This is a genomic window from Solidesulfovibrio aerotolerans, assembly GCF_009856865.1.
Taxonomy (GTDB): Bacteria; Desulfobacterota; Desulfovibrionia; order Desulfovibrionales; family Desulfovibrionaceae; genus Solidesulfovibrio; species Solidesulfovibrio aerotolerans.
Genome location: NZ_WVUD01000056.1, coordinates 1 through 18,849, shown reverse-complemented (window position 1 = coordinate 18,849; position 18,849 = coordinate 1). Strand labels below are relative to the sequence as shown.

The 18,849-nt window shown below is 65.4% G+C and carries 14 protein-coding genes and 1 pseudogene; 4 read left to right on the top strand and 11 right to left on the bottom strand.

The features are described from left to right. Positions 1–178: 178 nt before the first annotated feature. The 3 genes from cobT to GTA51_RS18540 form a co-directional block, all read right to left on the bottom strand. Positions 179–1,249: a nicotinate-nucleotide--dimethylbenzimidazole phosphoribosyltransferase gene (gene cobT / locus GTA51_RS18550; protein ID WP_160963769.1), complete on the bottom strand. Its 1,071-nt coding sequence runs from the start codon at positions 1,247–1,249 to the stop codon at positions 179–181. A gap of 92 nt (positions 1,250–1,341) precedes the next feature. After that, positions 1,342–3,957 (bottom strand): WD40/YVTN/BNR-like repeat-containing protein, encoded by a 2,616-nt coding sequence (locus GTA51_RS18545; protein WP_160963767.1) that lies wholly within the window; start codon positions 3,955–3,957, stop codon positions 1,342–1,344. Between the two features lie 77 nt (positions 3,958–4,034). Beyond that, entirely contained in the window at positions 4,035–5,363 is a 1,329-nt protein-coding gene (locus GTA51_RS18540; protein ID WP_160963765.1) for an ATP-dependent 6-phosphofructokinase, read from the bottom strand. A 97-nt stretch (positions 5,364–5,460) separates the two neighbouring features. Here GTA51_RS18540 and GTA51_RS18535 point away from each other — a divergent pair, with 97 nt between their 5' ends. The 3 genes from GTA51_RS18535 to mnmE all read left to right on the top strand — a co-directional run bounded on the left by GTA51_RS18535 (position 5,461) and on the right by mnmE (position 9,247). Then, positions 5,461–6,462, top strand: coding sequence for a glycosyltransferase family protein (locus tag GTA51_RS18535; protein ID WP_160963763.1), 1,002 nt, complete (start codon positions 5,461–5,463; stop codon positions 6,460–6,462). Positions 6,463–6,645: 183 nt separating this feature from the next. Next, a complete protein-coding gene (locus tag GTA51_RS18530) occupies positions 6,646–7,848 on the top strand; it encodes an aminotransferase class I/II-fold pyridoxal phosphate-dependent enzyme (RefSeq protein WP_160963761.1) in 1,203 nt (400 codons plus the stop codon). 7 nt (positions 7,849–7,855) lie between these two features. Then, entirely contained in the window at positions 7,856–9,247 is a 1,392-nt protein-coding gene (gene mnmE, locus GTA51_RS18525; RefSeq protein WP_160963759.1) for a tRNA uridine-5-carboxymethylaminomethyl(34) synthesis GTPase MnmE, read from the top strand. A 122-nt stretch (positions 9,248–9,369) separates the two neighbouring features. On the opposite strand, the gene GTA51_RS18520 is transcribed toward mnmE, so the two are convergent. The 8 genes from GTA51_RS18520 to GTA51_RS18480 all read right to left on the bottom strand — a co-directional run bounded on the left by GTA51_RS18520 (position 9,370) and on the right by GTA51_RS18480 (position 18,070). Continuing rightward, complete coding sequence (locus GTA51_RS18520; protein WP_160963771.1) at positions 9,370–10,215, bottom strand: tetratricopeptide repeat protein; 846 nt, start codon at positions 10,213–10,215, stop codon at positions 9,370–9,372. A gap of 175 nt (positions 10,216–10,390) precedes the next feature. Continuing rightward, complete coding sequence (locus tag GTA51_RS20750) at positions 10,391–10,591, bottom strand: hypothetical protein (RefSeq protein ID WP_211922656.1); 201 nt, start codon at positions 10,589–10,591, stop codon at positions 10,391–10,393. A 347-nt stretch (positions 10,592–10,938) separates the two neighbouring features. Beyond that, positions 10,939–11,889 (bottom strand): UDP-glucuronic acid decarboxylase family protein, encoded by a 951-nt coding sequence (locus tag GTA51_RS18510; RefSeq protein WP_160963757.1) that lies wholly within the window; start codon positions 11,887–11,889, stop codon positions 10,939–10,941. Positions 11,890–11,971: 82 nt separating this feature from the next. Then, positions 11,972–12,832 carry a 50S ribosomal protein L11 methyltransferase gene (locus tag GTA51_RS18505; protein ID WP_160963755.1) on the bottom strand — a complete coding sequence of 287 codons (861 nt, stop codon included), beginning with the start codon at positions 12,830–12,832 and terminating at the stop codon, positions 11,972–11,974. A 167-nt stretch (positions 12,833–12,999) separates the two neighbouring features. Then, the gene (locus tag GTA51_RS18500) at positions 13,000–13,284 is read right to left on the bottom strand and encodes a hypothetical protein (RefSeq protein WP_160963753.1); all 285 of its coding nucleotides are present in this window, start codon (positions 13,282–13,284) and stop codon (positions 13,000–13,002) included. Positions 13,285–13,346: 62 nt separating this feature from the next. After that, a complete protein-coding gene (locus tag GTA51_RS18495) occupies positions 13,347–13,556 on the bottom strand; it encodes a hypothetical protein (RefSeq protein ID WP_160963751.1) in 210 nt (69 codons plus the stop codon). Positions 13,557–13,720: 164 nt separating this feature from the next. Further along, positions 13,721–16,054 carry a DUF459 domain-containing protein gene (locus GTA51_RS18490; RefSeq protein WP_160963749.1) on the bottom strand — a complete coding sequence of 778 codons (2,334 nt, stop codon included), beginning with the start codon at positions 16,052–16,054 and terminating at the stop codon, positions 13,721–13,723. A 321-nt stretch (positions 16,055–16,375) separates the two neighbouring features. Then, positions 16,376–18,070 carry an MBOAT family O-acyltransferase gene (locus tag GTA51_RS18480; protein ID WP_246198227.1) on the bottom strand — a complete coding sequence of 565 codons (1,695 nt, stop codon included), beginning with the start codon at positions 18,068–18,070 and terminating at the stop codon, positions 16,376–16,378. A gap of 232 nt (positions 18,071–18,302) precedes the next feature. On the opposite strand from GTA51_RS18480, the pseudogene GTA51_RS18475 reads away from it, so the two are divergent. Then, a pseudogene (locus GTA51_RS18475) lies at positions 18,303–18,849 on the top strand (DUF459 domain-containing protein); the annotation flags it as partial.

The following is an 18,849-nucleotide window of genomic DNA, read 5'->3' as shown; positions in this document are numbered from 1 at the left end:
CCCCCATCTTCTCACACCCCCGCAACCGCCCCTCCCCCCACCCGCCTACCAACCCCAAACGAGGGGTCCGGGGGGATCATCCCCCCGGTGGGTCCAGGGCAAAGCCCTGGTGGGGTCCAGGGCAAAGCCCCGGTGGGGTCCGGGGCAAAGCCCCGATTCTTCAGCCCGATTCCTCCGCTTACGCCTCTCCGCTGTTGACGCCGGCGGCGGCGAAGGTGGCCATGTCGTTGTACACGTTGGCACTGGCCCGCAGCAGGAACAAGGCCAGCGCTGCGCCGGTGCCTTCACCCAGGCGCAGCCCCAGGTCGAGCAGCGGCTTTTGGCCCATGGCGCTCATGATGGCGGCGTAGCCGGGTTCGGCCGAGGCGTGGCTTAAAACGGCGTAGTCGGCAACGGTGGGGCAGATGGCCCTGGCGGCGGTGTAGGCGGCGGTGGAAATAAAGCCGTCCACGGCGATGGGCAGGCGGTTGGCGGCAGCGCCCAGGACCAGCCCGGCCAGGCAGGCGATTTCAAGGCCGCCCAGGGCCGCAAGGATGGCCACGGGGTCGCCTGAGGCAACGACGTCGCGGTGCAGGGCCAGCCCCGCGTCGATGACCTCGGCCTTGCGGGCCACGCCGTGGGTGTCCAGGCCGGTGCCGGGACCGGTGATATCTTTGGCGGACAGGCCCAGGTAGGCGCAAAAAAGAGCGGTGGAAGGCGTGGTGTTGGCAATGCCCATGTCGCCGGTGCCCAGGGCCTTCACGCCTTCGGCAGCGGCCTGATCGGCCAGGGAGACGCCAAGGGTCAAGGCTTTAACGCAGATTTCCCGGCTCATGGCCGGGCCGTTGAGGAAACTGGCTGTGCCGCTGGCCACGCGTGCCCCGGCAAAGCGGGGATGGGCGGGGAAGGGTTCGCCCAGGCAGCCGGCGTCCACCACGCGCAGATCGATGCCGGCGGTGGCGGCCAGGACGTTGATGCCGGCCCCGCCGGCCAGGAAGTTGGCCACCATCTGCCGGGTGACCTCCTGGGGAAAAAGACTCACACCAGCCTCGGCCACGCCGTGGTCCCCGGCGCAGACGTAGATACGGGCCGGATCGACGACCGGGGGCTGTCCACCGCTTATGGCAAACAGGCGAGCGGCCAGCTCCTCCAGGCGTCCCAGGCTGCCGCGCGGCTTGGTGAGGTTGTCGAGATGGGCCTTGGCCACCGGAAAAAGGGCTGGATCAACCGGCCGGATGGCGGCCAGGACATCGGACAAGGTGCGGGACATGAAGGCTCCTTTGAGGTGTTAAACGCCCTGCGGCCGGAAAGCAAACTTCCCGGCCGCAGGTTCGCGGGGAGGCGGGGTGCCGGGCCAGCCGCTCAGTTGTTGAGCAGCAGCAGATCGAGAAGCGGACCGATGCCCGCATTGCCCGGCAGATCGACGTACCAGACGCCCCGGCCGTGGGTAAAAGCGTACAACCGCTTGGAACTGGTTTCAACGACCAAGGATTCCGTGATGACATTGGCGAAGCCGGAATTCTCCACAGCCCAGGATGCGCCGCCGTCGAGGCTGGCGAAAACGCCAAGATCGGTGCCGACGTAGAGACGGTTGAAAAGACCGGGGGCGATGGCCAGGCCAAAGGTCGGGATATCGGGCAGGGCCGTCGCTCCCGACCCGGTGATGGTCGTCCAGGTCGCACCCCGGTCCGTGGATTTGCGCACATGGGCCTGGCCGAAGTTGGAGCAGGTGACATACAGGATGGAGGCGTTGGACGGATCAAAGGTCAGGCCGGCGATGTTGCCGGCAACTGGCCGGCTGGCACTCCAGGTCGTGGCACCGGTGGTGGACAGGGCGGTTGCGGACACGAAGACATAGCCGTTGTTTGTACCCACGGCCACGGTGTTGGAATCGCCCGGAGCCACGGCAATGGCGCTGACCGTGCCGCCGCCGGCCAGTTCGGCGCTGGCCTGGGTCCAGGAATCGGCGCCGTTGACGGTGCGCCACAGCTTTTTGCCGCCGGTCCACAGGATGCTGGGATTACGGGGGTCCATGGTGAACGGCGCGATAAAGGCGAAGTTGGCCGACGCTTCGGTGATGCCGGTGGTCGCAGAGTTAAAAGTCGTGCCGCCGGTGACGGAGCGCTGGAGGCTCAAATTGGTGTATTCCCCGTAGAGGATGTCCGTATCTAGCGGATTGACGGCCACCCCGCCGCCGTCGCCGCCCATAAGCGTGGCCCAGGCGTTTGCCCCGGCGGCGACGGTGCCGCGGGTGGTGCCGTTGTCTTGGGCACCGCCAAAAAACGTCCCGCCGCCGGGATAGACCGCGCCGTAGTAGTATTGGGTGATGCCAAGGCCGTTGTTGAGGCTGACCCAGGGCACCTTGGAGCCCGTATCCGAACAGGTGTCGGTGGTGACGTCGGCCCGGGCGTCGTCGGTGCGATACAGCCCCCCGTCGTTGCCGCTGTAGAGGGTTCTGTTGTTCGCGCCATCGTAATTGGGATGAAAGACCAGCACGTGATGGTCGGCGTGGTTATAGGCCGCCTTGCTCGCATTGGCCCACCAGACCGATGCCAGACCCCAGCTGACGCCGCCGTTGTTGGAGCGGAAAAGGTCGATGCCGCCGATCCAGACAATATTGGGATTGATCGGGTCCACGGCGATGACGTTGTCGTACCAGCCCTGGTTGGCGTAGGTGTCCGAAGCTTCGCAGACGGCGCAAAAGGCCGAACAGACGTTGGTCAGCAGCATGTTGTCCAGGGTTTTTGCACCGCTGTTGGTGTAGACGGGCACCCAGCTCGCCCCGCCGTCGATGGATTTGAGCACGGCCAGCAGGCCGGTGTTCCAGTTGCCCGCCACGTTGGTGGAGGCCAGGGCGTACATGATGCTCTGATCGCTTTTGGCAATGGCCAGGGAGGTGCGGTCCATGCCGGCCTGGGTGTGCACCGGCATCCAGTTCTCGCCGTTGTTCTCGGAGCGGTAGATGGCGGCCTGGGCCGGCCAGGTCAGGTAGGTGCCGCAGGAGGCGACGAGGGTATCGGCGTTGGTCACGTCGGTGCGTACGACCAGATCGGTACAGCCGTTGACGCCCTCGGCTTCCAGTTTGAGCGTCCAGCTCGCGCCGGAGTCGGTGGAAACCTGAATGCCTTTACGGGTGGCGGCATAGACGCGGCTGGAGACGTTGGGGCTGACCACGACCTTGTTGACGTAATAAAAATCCGCGTTGGCCGTGGAGGGGAGCTGGGACCAGCTCGCGCCGGCGTCGATGGTCTTAAAGATGCCGGCCCCGCGCACGGCGTCTATATTGTAATAGCCTTCCCCCGTGCCGGCGTAGATGACCGAACTGTTTTTGGGGTCCATGGCCATGGAACACACGGCCAGATTGGAGAGCAGATCGGTCAGCGGCGTCCAGGTCGTGCCGCCGTTGGTCGTTTTCCAGACACCGCCGGCCACGCCGCCAAGATACATGGTGGCCGGGGTGAGCGGGTCGATTAACAGGGAGCGGATACGCCCGCCGATGTTGCCCGGTCCGACGCCGGTCCAACTGCCAAGAGCGGCACCGGCGGTCGGCGTGGCCCCCCCGCTGTCATTGGCGGAAACAAGGGCGTTGGCGCTGGTGGAAAAAAGCGGCATGCCCCGCATGGCGTCCATGGCTTCGATATAGCGTTGCACCGGGATGGCGGTTTCCCCCACCGGGGCGCGTTTCTGGGCGAAAAAGATCTGGGCTTCCCGGGGCTTGTCAAAGCTCTTTTTGGGCTTGGCGCGCTTTCGCTCCATGATTTTGTGCAGCCGCGCCTTTTCGGCTTCGGGGTCCAGGGCCGCCAGCTTCTTCTCTTGCGACACACCGGGTTTAAACGCCGCATCGTCAGCCACCGCTTCGCCGACCACCTTGCCAGCCGGGGCAGGCGTCTCGTCCCGGCTACAGCCGCCCAGCAGCAGCAGGCACAAACTGCAACAGCCCAATATTTTGACAACAACACGAAAGCGTTCGGACGCCATGGCTCCCTCCCCCGGGACTGCTGGTTGGCCACAATGGTTTGCTACCCGCTCCACCACAACCGCCGGACCGACGGCCATCAGGCCTGGTACACGGCAAAACGCGGCTGGCCCGTGGAATCGAGCACGGCCTGCCAGTAGTCGGACGCGATATCGATGTGCTTGCGCTCCCGTGTGACAAGCGGCAACGGCACATGGACGTAGCGGTCGTTGACCGAGCCGATCATGAGCCCGGTCTTGCCGGCCATGCCGGCGTGGACGGCCAGCCGGCCCAGAAAGCCGCAGTAGACGGCATCGGCGGTATTGGCCGGCACGGAACGGATGATGTAGCTCGGGTCAATGGATTTCTGGGTGATGGGCAGGGACATTTCCTTGAAATGCTTCTTGATCTCGCTGGTCAGCAGGCCGCAGAAATCGCCCAGGATGGGATTGCCCGAGGGATCGGCCCGGCCGGTGGCGGCGACCAGATGCTGGCCGGCACCCTCGGCGGCCACAATGACGGCATGGCCGCGTTGGCGCAGGCGCTTGTCCAAAACGTCGAGCACCCCGCCCGGTCCGGCCAGGGCGAAAGGCTCCTCCGGCACAAGCACCATATTGACGTGCTTAAGCCCCATGCTGGCCTCGGCGGCAATAAAGCCGGATTGGCGGCCCATGAGCTTGACCAGCCCGATGCCGTAGGGCGCGCCCACGGCCTCGACATGGGCGCAGGCAATGGCCTCGGTGGCCTGCTCCACGGCGGTGGAGAAACCAAAGGTGCGCGAAACGAAATGGATGTCGTTGTCGATGGTTTTGGGGATGCACACCACGCCGATGGGCAGTTCCCGGCCGGCGATTTCGGCCTGGATGGCCGAGGCGGCCCGCATGGTTCCAACGCCGCCAATAAAGATGCAAAAGCCGATGCCAAGGCGTTCCATGGCGTCCACGATATCGTCCACCGGCTGGGGGCCGCGCGAGGAGCCCAGGATGGTGCCACCGAATTCGTGGATTTCGGCCACGTTTTGCGGCACAAATTCCACCACGTCATGGCGGCAGGCCGGGATGAAACCGCGCAGGCCGTAGCGGATGCCAAGGGTCGCGGCCACGCCGTAGTGGTGGTGGGCCTCCATGACGATGGAGCGGATGACATCGTTTATGCCCGGGCAGATGCCGCCGCAGGTGACGATGGCGATCTTGGTCTTGTGCGGCGCAAAAAAGAGCTGCTGGCGCGGCCCGGCCTCCTCGAAAAAGACCGGACCCGCATCCTGACGGGCCAGACTCGCCCGGGAAATGCCGACCAGCACGCCGTCTTCGTCGGCCACAAAGGCCCCGGAACATTTGGGACTGGTACATCCCGTCTGCCCCAGATCAGTCACGGCCGTGTCGGCCGGGGTAAGAGCCATATTGAGAACGGCATCCTCGGTATTGCGCATAGGGACTCCTTGCGGCATCAGGGGAGCTGCATTCGATAGTCGTGTGGTAGCCTTTCAGGCTGTTTCCGGCAACAGGGCGCACGCCCCGGGAGGCCCTTTGGGACGCACCTTTGTTTTTTTGCCGCCGCTGCGCACGGTCTCCGGCGGACTGGCCGTGCTGGCCGCCGTTGCGGCCGGTCTGGCCACCCTCGGGCACAACGTCCGCCTTGTCCTTCGCGACCCGGCAGCCCCGCCGCTCGCCCTGCCGCCGGGGCTGCCGACCGTGGGGCTGGCCGAGACCGGCCTCACGCCGGATGACGTGTACCTCGTGCCCGAGGGCTGGCCCAATGCCCTGGCCCCGGGTCTGGCCGTCGGGGCGCGCTGCCTCGTCTATTGCCAAAACTGGGCCTACCTCTGGAACGGGCTGCCCGACGGCGTCGGCTGGGACCAATTGCCGGTCACCTTTCTGGCCGTGTCCGATCCCGTGGCCCGGTTCATCGCGCAGGCCACCGGAACGCTGCCGCCGGTGCTGCGGCCGGCCATTGACCCGGCCCGGTTTTATCCGCCCCCGGCCAAGCCCGCCTTGGGACCGGTGCGGGTGGGGTATATGCCGCGCAAAAATAAGGCCCTGGCCGCCATGATCCGCCGCCTGGCCGAAGCCCGCATGGCGCGCACCGGCATCAGCTACGAATTTGCGCCCATCGACGGCCTGTCCCCGGACGGGGTGGCCGAGGTGCTGCGCGGCTGCCATATTTTTCTGGCCACGGGTTTTCCCGAGGGCTGCCCACTGCCACCTTTGGAAGCCATGGCCTGCGGCTGCGTGGTGGCCGGATTCGCCGGCTTTGGCGGCTTTGATTACATGCGCCAAGCCAGGTCCGGCGGGCATGTCCCGTCCGTGCCCCTGCGCCCGATTGCCTGGGGTGGCAACGGCTTTTACGCTGGCGACAACGACGTTTTCGCGGCAGGTGCGTGTCTGGAGCAGGCGGCCCGGCTGTGGCTTGACGGCGGGGGGGAGCTTGCGGCCGTGTTGGAGAGCGCCCGGCTCACAGCAGCGGCCTATGGGCCGGGAGAGCAGCAAGCGGCGTTGGCGCGCATCTGGAAGGAACCGGGCGCGCTGTAAAAAAAAGTTTGTACGCTGTCTTGCAATACGCGCCCTACTGCCGGGCCATGGCCTTGCCGACCGGGCTGCCCCGACAAAACACTTTCATCCGGCAACCATCCGGGCTAGGATGTCGCGACCGGCCGCGTCTGGCGGCCCGTCACGTCGCCAGATCGCGGCCCTCCCACCATCGGAGGTTCTGCCGTGCCCGCTTTCGCCAAACGCATGTCCCAGGTGCGCCGTTCGTTTATCCGGGAAATTCTCAAAGTCACCGCCGACCCGTCCATTATTTCCTTTGCCGGCGGCCTGCCCAAACCTGATCTGTTCCCCACCGGTCCCATCGCCGCCGCTGCCGCCAGCGTCCTGGCCGAGTCAGGACCGGCGGCGCTGCAATATTCCGTCACCGAGGGCGAACCGGGCCTGCGCCAGTGGATCGCCGAACGCTACAAGACCACGCGCGGCATGGACGTCGATCCGGCCAATGTGCTCATCACCAACGGCTCCCAGCAAAGCCTTGATCTGCTGGGCAAGGTCTTTCTCGACCCGGGGGATGTGGTGGCCGTGGAACTGCCCGGCTACATCGGCGCGATCCAGGCCTTTTCCGTGTTCGAGCCAACCTTTGCCGGGGTGCCGCTGGGTCCCGAAGGCCCGGACATCGACCGGCTGGTGGAGGTGCTGACCCAGCAGCAGGCCAAGATGTTTTACGCGGTGCCCAATTTCCAAAACCCCTCGGGCCTGACCTATTCCCTGGCCGCCCGCCGGGCCGTCTCGGAAGCCATGCGCGTGTCCGACGCGGTTTTCGTCGAGGACGATCCCTACGGCGAACTGCGCTTTATGGGCGACCCCCTGCCGCCGGTGTCGGCCTTTATGACCCAGGACCGGTTTATGCTCGGCACGTTTTCCAAGATCGCCGCCCCGGGCCTGCGCCTGGGCTGGGTGGTGGCCGATCCCGCCACACTTCCCAAGCTGGTCACGGCCAAACAGGCCTCGGATCTGCACTGCTCGACACTGGTGCAGCGCATCCTCATGCGCTATCTGGCCGACAACGACCTCGATGCCCATATCGCCACCATCAAAGCCGCCTACGGAGCCCAGCGCGATTTGATGGTTGCGCGCATCAAAGCCGAATTCCCGGAAGGTGTGACCTGCACCGAACCCGAAGGCGGCATGTTTTTGTGGGTGACCCTGCCGGCGGGCTGCTCCGCCTTTGCCCTTTTCGACCTGTGCATCAAAGAAAAGGTGGCCTTTGTGCCGGGCGAGCCGTTTTTTGTGGACGGTTCGGGCCAAAACGCCATGCGGCTCAATTTCTCCAACGCCGAACCCGAGCGTATCATCGAAGGCATCAGCCGCATGGGCCGGGCCATTGCCAAGCTGCTCGAAAAATCGGCCTGCGCCGTGGGCGCGTAAAACGCCCATGCGCCTGCCCGACGCCGACACCATCGCCGCCGTGGCCACGCCGCCGGGTCGCGGCGGCGTGGCCATTGTGCGCGTAAGCGGTCCGGCCAGCCGGTCCATCGGCCACGGCCTGTTCCGGTCCGGCCGGCCGGATTTCGCTGGTTTCAAACCCTACCGCCTGCACCACGGCACCATCTACGCCCCGGACGGGAAGCTGCTGGACGACGGCATGGCCGCCTTTATGCCCGGCCCCGGCAGCTACACCGGCGAGGATACCGTGGAACTGTTCTGCCACGGCTCCCCGGCCGTCGTGCGCTCGGTGCTCCAGGCCGCCTGCGCCCTGGGGGCGCGCCCGGCCGGCCCCGGCGAATTCACCCGCCGGGCCTATGTCAACGGCCGCCTGGACCTGTCCCAGGCCGAGGCCGTGGCCGAACTCATCGCCGCCCGGGGACAGGTCGAAGCCGATCTGGCGCTCACGCGCCTGACCGGGGCCATGGGCGACGCCGCCCGGGAACTGGGCGCGGCCCTGGCCGATCTGGCGGCAGGCATCTGTCTGGCCGTGGATTTTCCCGAAGAAGAAGTCGAATGTCTGCCCAAGGCCGCCTTTGCCGACGGCGTTGCGGCGGTCATCGCCCGCATCGAGGCCCTGCTTGACGCCGGCCGCCGAGCGCGGCCCTACCGCCACGGGACAACTGTGGCCCTGTTTGGCCGGGTCAATGCCGGAAAATCAAGTCTTTTCAATGCATTGCTCGGCACCGACCGGGCCATCGTGGCCGATTTGCCCGGCACCACCCGGGATTATCTGGAAGAGACCCTCGACCTGGACGGCCTGCCCGTGCGGCTGACCGACACCGCCGGCCTGCGCGCCAGCGACGACGCCATAGAAACCATCGGCAAGGAGCGCGGCCTGGCCAAGGCCCGGCGGGCGGATCTGGGGTTGTATGTGGTGGACGGGTCGGTCCCGTATGCCCCGGACGCCGAGGCCGAGGCCGTCATCGCCACGCTGACCCCGGCCAAGGTTCTGGTCGTGGCCACCAAGGCCGATCTGCCCCAGGCCGAGCCTGGGCCTCTGAACACCCTGGCGGCCCGGGGCATCGCCGGCGTTCCGGTCTCCTCGCGCACGGGCTTTGGCCTCACCGGGCTGGTGGCCGCCATCCGGGCACTGCTTACCCGCGACGCCGGCCCACCCGAACCCGACGCCCCGGCCCCCAGCGAGCGCGAAGCCGCCGCGCTGACCGCCGCCCGGGCCGAGCTGGCCGCACTGCTCGCCGACTGCCGGGCCAATCTCCCCTACGATATTCTCGGCGTGCGCCTGGAAACGGCCAGTGCGCTTGTGGCCGACGTGACCGGCGAGACCACCCCGGATGCCGTCTTAAACGCCGTTTTCGACCGGTTCTGCATCGGGAAATAGCCGCACACCCACCAAATCCTCGCGACACAACAAAAAAACGGCATCGTCCAATATGCAATCCGCTTGCACATTGGACGATGCCGTTTTCGCGCGCCCTGAGGCGCCTCTCGCCAGCCGAACTCTTACCGATTCTCGATGCGCTCCTGAATCGCCCTGGCCTCGGCCAGGCTGCCATCCAGGTCCAGCGCCCGTTGGGCGAAATCGTAGGCGTCGTCCTTTTTGTTCCATTTGAGGTAAAATTTGGCGATGTTTAAAAAGGTCATGGGGTGGCCGCCAAAGGTGCGCACCGCGTCGAGATAGAGCGCTTCGGCCTGCTTAAATTCCCCCAACGCGTCCCAGGACTCGATGGCCAGCCGCCAGGCCTGCTCGTCTGAGGGCGTGGTCTTGACAGCCAGCATGGCCATTTCCGCCGCTTCAGGCAGCAGGCCGGCGTCGAAAAACAGCTTGCCCACCTCGCGCACAATGTCGGGCTCCTCGCCGTAGGTCTCCACCACCCGGCGCAGATAAACCTTGCCTTTGGGAAAACTCTTCTGGGCCAAATGCTCGCGCCCAAGGGCCAGCCACTCGTCGCGCTGGGCGGTGCGGCGCTTTTCCTGATGGGCGTTTTCCTGCTCCTCGACCTCTTCCATCTTGATACGAAAGGCCGTGAGTTTTTTAATCAGCAGCGTCTCATCCCCGGCCCTGTAGCGTAAAAAAGGACCGCCTGAAACGCCCAGGCTTTCCAGGAAGGCCACCACGCGGGGATACCGGCTGAACTCGTCGCACATCTCGACAAAAAGAAGATCGACTTCGGACCGGCCCATGCCCAGGGCCGAACTGGTGCCTTTGAGCACCAAGGCGTCGTTGGCCGCCTCAATGCACCGAAACAAATCGTCGCGCCGCAGATAGCCCCGGGCGCGGCTGATATTTTCCCGAATGGTGCGGGCATCCGCCAGCATCCGCTGATGATCGACCTTACGCACCGCCATGTTCGCCGCCTCCGTGCTTGCGTGGACTGCCGCGCTGGGGGACTCCGACCCGGACAGCATGCGCAGACTCGCCTCGTGCTCGCGGACCCAAGCGAAAAGATCCGCTTGGACCTTTTGCGCACTCCACTTCGGCTTTCAGCCGTAATCCTCGGTCAGCCGGCGGTTGTCGCCGATGTCATGGCCAGATCAGCCGGCCGGTTAACCGGATCGCGGCGAATCGCTCTCGTCTTGCCGGCATGGCTTGGCAAAGCCGCGTGGTTTCCAGCAGCGACAGGCTTTTCTCCCGGCCGCCGCCGACAGTGTACACGTTGCCGCGCGCTTTCTCAAGGCCAGCCAATTGGATATCCGGCAGATCAACCAGATCGTCAACGTGCAAGACAGCGCGCACCTGTTTGCCCAGACCGCCAAGACCGGCCAGCCGCCGGCCAGAGCGAGCGACAACTCGCCCCGTGCGGAAATCATTACCAGGAAAGGCCAGAAGCCGGCTCGACGCAGCAAAACGTTCGTTGGGGATCGGGCAGGACGCACGCGACTGCCGCCATCGACCGGGACTGCGCCCGGCCTTGGGCCGTGGCGTCCATGACGCCACGAGGCTGTCAGGCAAGGCAGAGGGTTCCCGCCCTGGATTGCCGGCGGGGGCAGCTTGGAAGAGCACAGCCGCCCCGCCCGGAGGCGGAGCGGCTGTGAACGGCCTGCGGCATGGATTGATCTGCCGGCGGCAGCTTATTGCTGGCGCAGGAATTGGTCAAAATACTCGATGGTCTTTTTCAGGCCTTCAGCCAGCGCCACTTTGGGCTCCCAGCCGAGTTTGGCCTTGGCCAGGGTGATATCCGGGCGGCGCTGTTTGGGATCATCGGTGGGCAGGGGCCGGTACTCGATGACCGACTTTGAGCCGGTGTATTCGATGACCAGCTTGGCCAGTTCCAGGATGGTGAACTCGCCGGGATTGCCGGTGTTGACCGGACCGGTGAAGTCGTCAGGCGTATCCATGAGCCGCAAGAACGCCTCGATGAGATCATCGACATAGCAGAAAGAGCGCGTCTGCTGGCCCTGGCCGTACACGGTCAGGGGCTCGCCGCGAAGGGCCTGGATGATGAAGTTGGAAACCACGCGGCCGTCGTTGGGATGCATGCGCGGGCCGTAGGTATTAAAAATACGAGCCACTTTTATGCGCAGATTGTGCTGGCGGTGGTAGTCGAAGAACAGGGTCTCGGCGCAGCGCTTGCCTTCGTCGTAACAGGAGCGATAGCCGATGGTGTTGACGTTGCCCCAGTAGGATTCCGGCTGCGGATGCACCGACGGGTCGCCGTAGACTTCGGACGTGGAGGCCTGCATGATTTTGGCCCGCAACCGCTTGGCCAGCCCGAGCATATTGATGGCACCATGCACGCTGGTCTTGGTGGTCTGCACCGGATCATGCTGATAGTGGATGGGCGAGGCCGGGCAGGCCAGGTTGTAGATCTCATCGACTTCCACATAGAGCGGGAAGGTGACGTCGTGGCGCAGCAACTCGAAATGCGGATCATCGAGGAGATGCAGGACGTTTTGCTTGGCCCCGGTGAAATAGTTGTCCAGACAAAGGACGTCGCAGCCCCGCTCGAGCAGACGCTCGCACAGATGCGAACCGAGGAAGCCGGCACCGCCGGTGACGAGAACACGTTTTTTCAGGTGCATGGCTTATGCCTTGAGAACGGTTGGGGTGAATGGTTTAAAGCGCGCAAGGTGTTTTGATAAACCCGTTTCCAGGGAATGTAAATCACTGCCAGGAAAGCGAGGCCCACTCCCCGGACACCCGGCGCACGGGTTCGGGCAGACCGGCGGCCCGGTAGGCGGCGGTCACGGCCTCAGCCTGGGTTTCGAGAATGCCCGAAAGCACCAGCATGCCGCCCGGGGCCACATGGGAGACGATACGCGGGGCCATGGCAATGAGCGGCGCTGCCAGGATGTTGGCGGCCACCACGTCATAACGGCTGCCCTCGGCCAGGCAGCCCACCCCGCCCACCGCCAGGGTCATGGCCGTTTCCACGCCGTTTAAGCGCAAATTGTCGGCAGCGCACCACACGGCCTGGGGGTCGATGTCCACGCCAAGGCCGGTAAGGCCCAGGCGGCACAGACCGATGCCCAGGATGCCGGACCCGGTGCCGAGGTCGAGAAAGCGCATGGCCGGAGTGATCCGCCCGGCCTCGTGGGCCTTAGCAAACGCTTCCAGACACAGGGCGGTGGTGGGATGATGCCCGGTGCCAAAGGCCATTTTGGGTTCGATGAGGATGGGCCGGCGCGCCCCGGTGTCGTGATCGGCCATCCAGGGCGGCAGGATCTCGTAGACGCCGCCGACCTCGATGGGCGTAAAAAAGGCCATCCAGGCCGCACCCCAGTCCTCTTCCTCGATGACCGAGACGGCAATGGGCAGATCGGGCCAGTCCCGGGCCGCCTCTTCGGCAAATTCCCGGGCCGGGGGCGCGTCTTCCATATGGACGCGAAAGCGCAGGCCGGCATCATTGTCCAGCGGGGCTTCTTCCCAGCCCTGGACCGCCCGGTCCGAGAGCCAGGCTTCCACCTGTTCGGCCAATTCCTCGCCGCCGGCCACGGTGATGTCAACGCGAAGCAGTTTGCGCACAATGTCTCCGTAAAAAGAACAAGACAGGAGCTTCGCCCCTGTCTTTGGCGGAAAAAATCTCTCTGCGACCGTTTCGGTCGGCCGCAACCAGAGACCACGGCTCCAAAACAAAGAGCGCCGTTCAGCCCTGGCCGGGGCATCGCCCCGTTCGCCTGAGCCCAGTTTTCTTAGGCGTTGGCGTCGGCCAGGGAACCGACCCCCGAGGTGTAGGCCCCAAGCACGTCCTTGGAAAACTGATACGTCTGGCTCATGTCCTTGGACGCCGACGAGCCAGACCCGGAATTCATGTAGTCCAGGGTCTTGCTGACCACGGCCGCGCCAACGCTCTGCTTATCGGTCAGGGCGAAGCCCTCGGCCGACGAGCTTGCAGCATTGAAGGTGTCAAGGGTCTTGGTCACGATGCCGCCAGCGATTTCGGCTCCGAGGGCACTGGAAAAATTAATGGCGCTCATGGCGTTCCTCCTGCCTGCCGACGCGTTGCTTTGCGCCGGCCGTCACCTGACGCGATATCGCTTCAGGCCTTTGTGTCGGTCAGGGAGCCGATACCCGAGGCAAAGGGCTGGGTGCTACTGCGGGCCGTGCGTGCCCCCGCGTAGATGAGGTCAATGGCGTCCCCGCGCTCGAAAGCGGTCGTCGGCGCGACTTCCCGGATGTTGTCAAGGGTGCCCATCATCAGGGAATAGCCTGCCTTGCTCCCCATGACCTCCAACATCTTTCCACTCATGCCCGACGCTCCGTCTGCCAAGCTCCCTCGTTTCTTCTTCTACCCTGGTCCGGTCTGCCGGTCAAATAAACCACCCGGCAGCGCGTCCAGGCAAAGCGCACAGCCCTTGTCTCCAAGCGGCGTGCGTCCCTGCTGCCGCTCCCGCCTGATTGCGGGACGCTCCGTCAGCGGGCGGCCATGGACACGGCACCGCCGGGCAGCCGCAGCACCTGGCCCACGTGCAAACGCACCGGATCAAGGCCGGCGTTTTCAGCCAGGATGCGCTGGGCGCTTAAGCCGTAGATCCGGGACAGATTCCAGATGGTGTCGCCCTCGGAAATAACATGCTGGCGGGTCGGCGCATTGACCGGGCCAGCCGGCGCACTTGGTGCCACAACCGGGAGAGCCTCGGCCGCTGCCGGTGCAGCAGGCTTTTGGGGCGCGCCGGAAGCGGCCACAGCGGCCAGGGACGACGGCACACGAAGGGTCTGGCCCTCGCGCAGACGCAGTGGGTCCACCCCGGGGTTGGCCGCAACCAGGGCCTCGATGCTGATGTCAAACCGGCGGGCGATGCTCCACAGGGAGTCGCCGGCCGACACCGGGAAGGTCAGCATGGCGGCGGTGGCGGCAGCGCCATCGACCGGCACGGTGACGAGCTGGCCCACCCGCATGCGGGCGGGATCGACTTCGCCGTTAACGGCCAGGAGTTCGTCCAGGGAAACGCCGAAGCGGCGCGAGAGCGCCCACAGGGTGTCGCCCGGGGCCACAGGATACAGGCCCGCGTCGCTGATGGTGCGCGCTTCGCCGGCACCCGGCTGGGCCGGGACGGGCAAGGCGTCGGCCCGGGCGTTGTCCGGCACGGCCAGCACCTGTCCGGGCTGCAGGCGCAACGGATCAAGGCCGGCATTGAGCCGGGTCAGTTCGATCATGTCCACGCCCAGACGCTTGGCAATTGTCCAGAAATTGTCGCCGTCAGCCACCACATAGCCGGCACCGGACTGGCCGGCGGCCTCGGCCTGGGGCTTGCCCGGGACACCGGGCCGGGCGGCCGTGGCCGCAGCGCCCACCGGCACGGCCAAGCCCTGGCCGATGCGCAGCCGGGTCGGATCGACGCCGGGATTGGCTTCGGTCAAAGCGGCCACGCTCACACCGTACTGACGGGCCACGGACCAGAAATTGTCGCCCTCGGCCACGCTGTGGGTCCGGGCGGCGGTCGCGGCGGCGGTCGCAGCCGGGCGCTCCTGGGCCTTGGCCAACTGGACGGCGTCCACGCCGGCCGGCACGGCCAGGCGCTGGCCAATGGACAGGCGACGGGGATCGATGCCGGGGTTGGCGGCGGCCAGGGTCTCGGGCGAGACGCCCAGACGCTTGGCCACGGACCACAGGGTGTCACGCTCGGCCACGGCGTAGACACCGGCGGACGGCGCGGTGGCAGCGGTGTGGGACGGCGTCGGTTTGGCCACCGCTGCCACCGGGACAGCGGCCTGGGGCTTGACGACATCGGCAGCGGCGACAACGGCCGGTGCGCTTGCACCGGTTGCAGCGGGCGAAACGGAAGAAGCCGGTGCAGCCTTGGGCTGCGGGGTGATTTTCGGTGCAGCAGCCGCCGCCACCGCCACCGGAGCCGGCTTGACCTGCTCCTGGGCCTGGGCCGTAAGCGCCTCCACATTCGGCGAGACCGGCCGGCCAAGATCGGCCAGACGGACCGGCGCCTGGCTGGCGCTGGCCACGGGCGTGAGATCGCGATTGGCAATGGACGCCAGCAGCTCGCCCCGGGGCAGCCCCGACGGCGCGGCAATGGTTTCAATCATACGGGCGGCCAGCAAGCGCGCGCCGGCCCCGGAAATATGCACGCCGTCATCGGCCCGCAGCTTGACCACGCCCCCGGCGGCGGTGTGGGCCACCGGCGCATAGGCCCCGGACGCATCGGCCAGCACATCGCGCACGTCAATATAGGCGCAGTCCGGCAGACTGGCGGCCGTGCGGGACAACACCGCGTTGACATGGTCCATGGAGACATTAAAGGCCGCATTGCCCATGACCGGCACGCCGATGAAATAGACCGTGGCGGCAGGATTTTCCGACCGGGCGATGGCGTGCAGCCGGGTGATGCGTCGGGCGTATTCGACTTCCCAGGCCTTGGAGCGAAAGGCTGCCGAACGGCCTTCGGCCGTGGGCAGGGGCTTGTCGTCGTTGGCCCCGAGCATGATCAGGACCACGTCGGGATGCCGGCTTTGGACCTGGGCGGCAAGCTGGGCTTCCCAGTCGAAAAAGGCCGGGTTGGCCAGCCCGCTCGACACTTTGCCCAGAAAGGAAAAGCGCGCGGCGCTGCGGCCGGCGAAAGCGGCTTCAAGCTGTTGGCCAAGCCCTATGGAAAGGGAATCGCCCACAAGCAGGACGCGTCGGGTCATCGGGACTGCCGGATCGACCTTGGCCGCACCCGCAACGGGCAGACCTGGAGGCAGGATCAGGGAGACCATCAGGAAGGCCAGGAGGAGGACCTGACTCGGGCTTCGCATAATCGACACCTCATTGCTTCCCCGATCTGCCGCCCTGGCGACCCCCATCGCGCGCGGCATGTCTCGGATACGGCATGATAATGTAAGAATCGCGACCCTGGATGGTATGAGTTTCTCAAACAGTTGACGTCCCTTAACACCGCGCCATGTACCGTGCCCAAGCCTCCTACAGACATCGTTCCCCAACGATTTCGGGCACTTACTTCTAGGCGCAGCCGTCAAAACTGCTTTCCCATCCTGGGTTTTCACCATAGCAGAACGGGAGAGTCCTTACAAGAAGAATACCACATTTCCGCAGCAGTCGGAAAAAACTGGGAATTTCTAGAATTGGAAATAAATGAACGGCAAGACGCCGTCCGGGCCGAGCTTGAGGATGCAGGCCGAAATCACCCCCAGAGCCACACCCTGGGCTGGAAAAGGCAGCCATTCAAAGCTCTTGCGGAAAACATCCCGCCCCGTCAGGTGGAGCAGTTGCACCACCAGCACCAGGCCCACCAAAATCAGGCAGGTGGGACGAAAGCCGGCCCCGTCGGCATCAAAGGCCGCCACCCGGCGCAAAATCTCCACAGCCTTGCCCGCATCCTCGGCCCCGAAAAACACCCAGGCCACATTGACATAGGCAAAGGTCACGGCCCAGCACAGCGCATTCCACAACCCGTCAGAGACGGCCCAGCCCGGGGACGGCTGCAACGCCGCGCCGGAGGTTGTGCCAGTTGTCGTCGCAGCCGCCGCTTTGCCAATCGCTGCCCCAGCCGCAGTGGCGGTCGTTGCAGCAGCTGCCTTGCCAGTCGTCGCAGCCGCCGCTTTGCCAGCCTTTGCTCCAGTCCGGGCACCAGCCGCTTCACCGGTCAGAGCGCCTGCCCCTTCACCGGGCGCAGCACCAGCCACAGCATCGGTCGCCGCGCCCGTCGCCTGGATGGCCGCCGCCCGCGATGCCGCCCGGGTCGCTGCCCGCGACGCCCGCAACTCGCCCACCATGTGCGCCCCCACCAGCCCGAAGCCGTGGATAAAGCCCCACACCAGGAAGTTGTACGCCGCGCCGTGCCACAAACCGCCCAGGGCCATGGTGGTCACGAGGTTTAGGTACTTGCGCCCCGTGCCTTTGCGGTTGCCGCCAAGGGAAATATACAGATAGTCTCGCAGCCAGGTGGAAAAGGTGATATGCCAGCGACGCCAGAAATCGCGCAGGCTGCGGCTGGTATACGGCGCATTGAAGTTGTCCGGGATGTCAAAGCCCATGAGCAGCCCGACCCCCTGGGCCAGATCGGAATAGCCGGAAAAATCGCAATAAATCTGCACGGTATAGGACAGGATGCCGACCAGCACCGCCGCCGAACTGTAGCCGGACGGCGCGCCAAAGGTCACCCGCACGATATGTTCGGACAAATAGCTGGAGATGATTATCTTTTTAACAAGCCCCCGGGTCAGCAGATAAAACGCCCGGGTGAAATCGACCTGCTCTGGCCGCTGTTTTTGCAACTGGCCCAGGAAATTGCCTGCACGCAGGATGGGACCGGACAGGATGGTCGGAAAAAAGGAAATAAAACAGAAGACTTCGACCAGACTGCGCTCCACCTTCCCCGGATCTCGGTAGACGTCGATGGCATAGGACATGCCCTGGAAGGTGAAAAAAGAGATGCCGATGGGCATGATGACATCGAGCAGCGGCACCGGACTGCTGATGGACAGCAGCCGAAACAGCCAGTCGGCCGAGATATAGAGCATCTCGTAATATTTGAAGAAGATGAGCATGCCCAGGGAAAAGCCCACGTACAAAATAAGGCAGAACCGCCGAAACCGGGCATCCGAGGTTTCGGCAAAGACCACGGCGAAAAACCAGGTCAGAAAGCTGAAGACCAGCAAAATGAGCAGGAATTTGGCGTTAAAAGAAGCGTAGAACACGTAAGAGGCCAGGAGCAGAAACAGCCTGTACGCGCCGGAAAAGGGCCGCAAAAGCCAGTTGAGCGGCAGCACAACGGCAAAAAACAAGGCGAATTCAAAACTGGTGATGTTCATCGCGGCCTTTGGCGACCTCCCGGAAGTGACGCGCAAACTAGCGTTGCCGCCGCCAAAACGCAACCAGCTTGGGGCCTTGGCAGTTGAGCGTCAGCCGCCTGACACCTCGGCTCAAACATTTTTACACTATATTTCGGACTGTTGCGCCATTTGGCACTTCGGCCCGGACCTTGCTTTACCGCTCTTGCCCCCGGTCGGACAGTCCGCTCCGGGCAAACACCAGGCCGCAGTCATGCCTCGAAAAAACAGCCTGCCCCGCGCCCGTCGCCCCATGCTGGCCCTGGCCCTCGCCTGGACCATCCTCGTGGCAGCGCCGCGCCTGACCCACCCCGAACCGGCCCCGCCGCCTTCGGGGGATTCCCTGTCCACCCTGGCCGCCAGCCTGGCCCCGCCGCGCGCCGGCAGCCCGGCAATCCTGGAAAACAATGCCCTGCGCGCCGCCGTCTCCACGTACGCCGTGCGCCTGTCCGTGGATATCAAGGCCCGGCATCCCCTGGATGGCCCCGTGGCCGTGCGCACCGAGGTGCGCCTGGGCAGCCGCAGCAGCCTGCTGCGCATCATCACGCTGCCCACCCCCGAGACGTCACCGCCGGCCCTGGCCGCCGCCGACCCGGTCCCGCCGGCCCTGTCAGGCCAGCCGACCCCGTCGCCGCTGCCGGCCGCGACTGGTCCGGCAGTCGTCAAAATTCCGTCGTCCCAAGCCCTGCCGCGTCCTGCCCAGGTCGCCTTGGCCGCCCCGGCCGCCCAGGTCGGCCCGGCCGCGCCAGCCCCCCGGGCAG

Coding starts and splice junctions, on each gene's coding strand:
- cobT (WP_160963769.1), bottom strand. CDS start 1,249: ATGTCCCGCACCTTGTCCGATGTCCTGGCCGCCATCCGGCCGGTTGAT.
- GTA51_RS18545 (WP_160963767.1), bottom strand. CDS start 3,957: ATGGCGTCCGAACGCTTTCGTGTTGTTGTCAAAATATTGGGCTGTTGC.
- GTA51_RS18540 (WP_160963765.1), bottom strand. CDS start 5,363: ATGCGCAATACCGAGGATGCCGTTCTCAATATGGCTCTTACCCCGGCC.
- mnmE (WP_160963759.1), top strand. CDS start 7,856: ATGCGCCTGCCCGACGCCGACACCATCGCCGCCGTGGCCACGCCGCCG.
- GTA51_RS18520 (WP_160963771.1), bottom strand. CDS start 10,215: ATGGCGGTGCGTAAGGTCGATCATCAGCGGATGCTGGCGGATGCCCGC.
- GTA51_RS18510 (WP_160963757.1), bottom strand. CDS start 11,889: ATGCACCTGAAAAAACGTGTTCTCGTCACCGGCGGTGCCGGCTTCCTC.
- GTA51_RS18500 (WP_160963753.1), bottom strand. CDS start 13,284: ATGAGCGCCATTAATTTTTCCAGTGCCCTCGGAGCCGAAATCGCTGGC.
- GTA51_RS18495 (WP_160963751.1), bottom strand. CDS start 13,556: ATGAGTGGAAAGATGTTGGAGGTCATGGGGAGCAAGGCAGGCTATTCC.
- GTA51_RS18490 (WP_160963749.1), bottom strand. CDS start 16,054: ATGCGAAGCCCGAGTCAGGTCCTCCTCCTGGCCTTCCTGATGGTCTCC.
- GTA51_RS18480 (WP_246198227.1), bottom strand. CDS start 18,070: ATGAACATCACCAGTTTTGAATTCGCCTTGTTTTTTGCCGTTGTGCTG.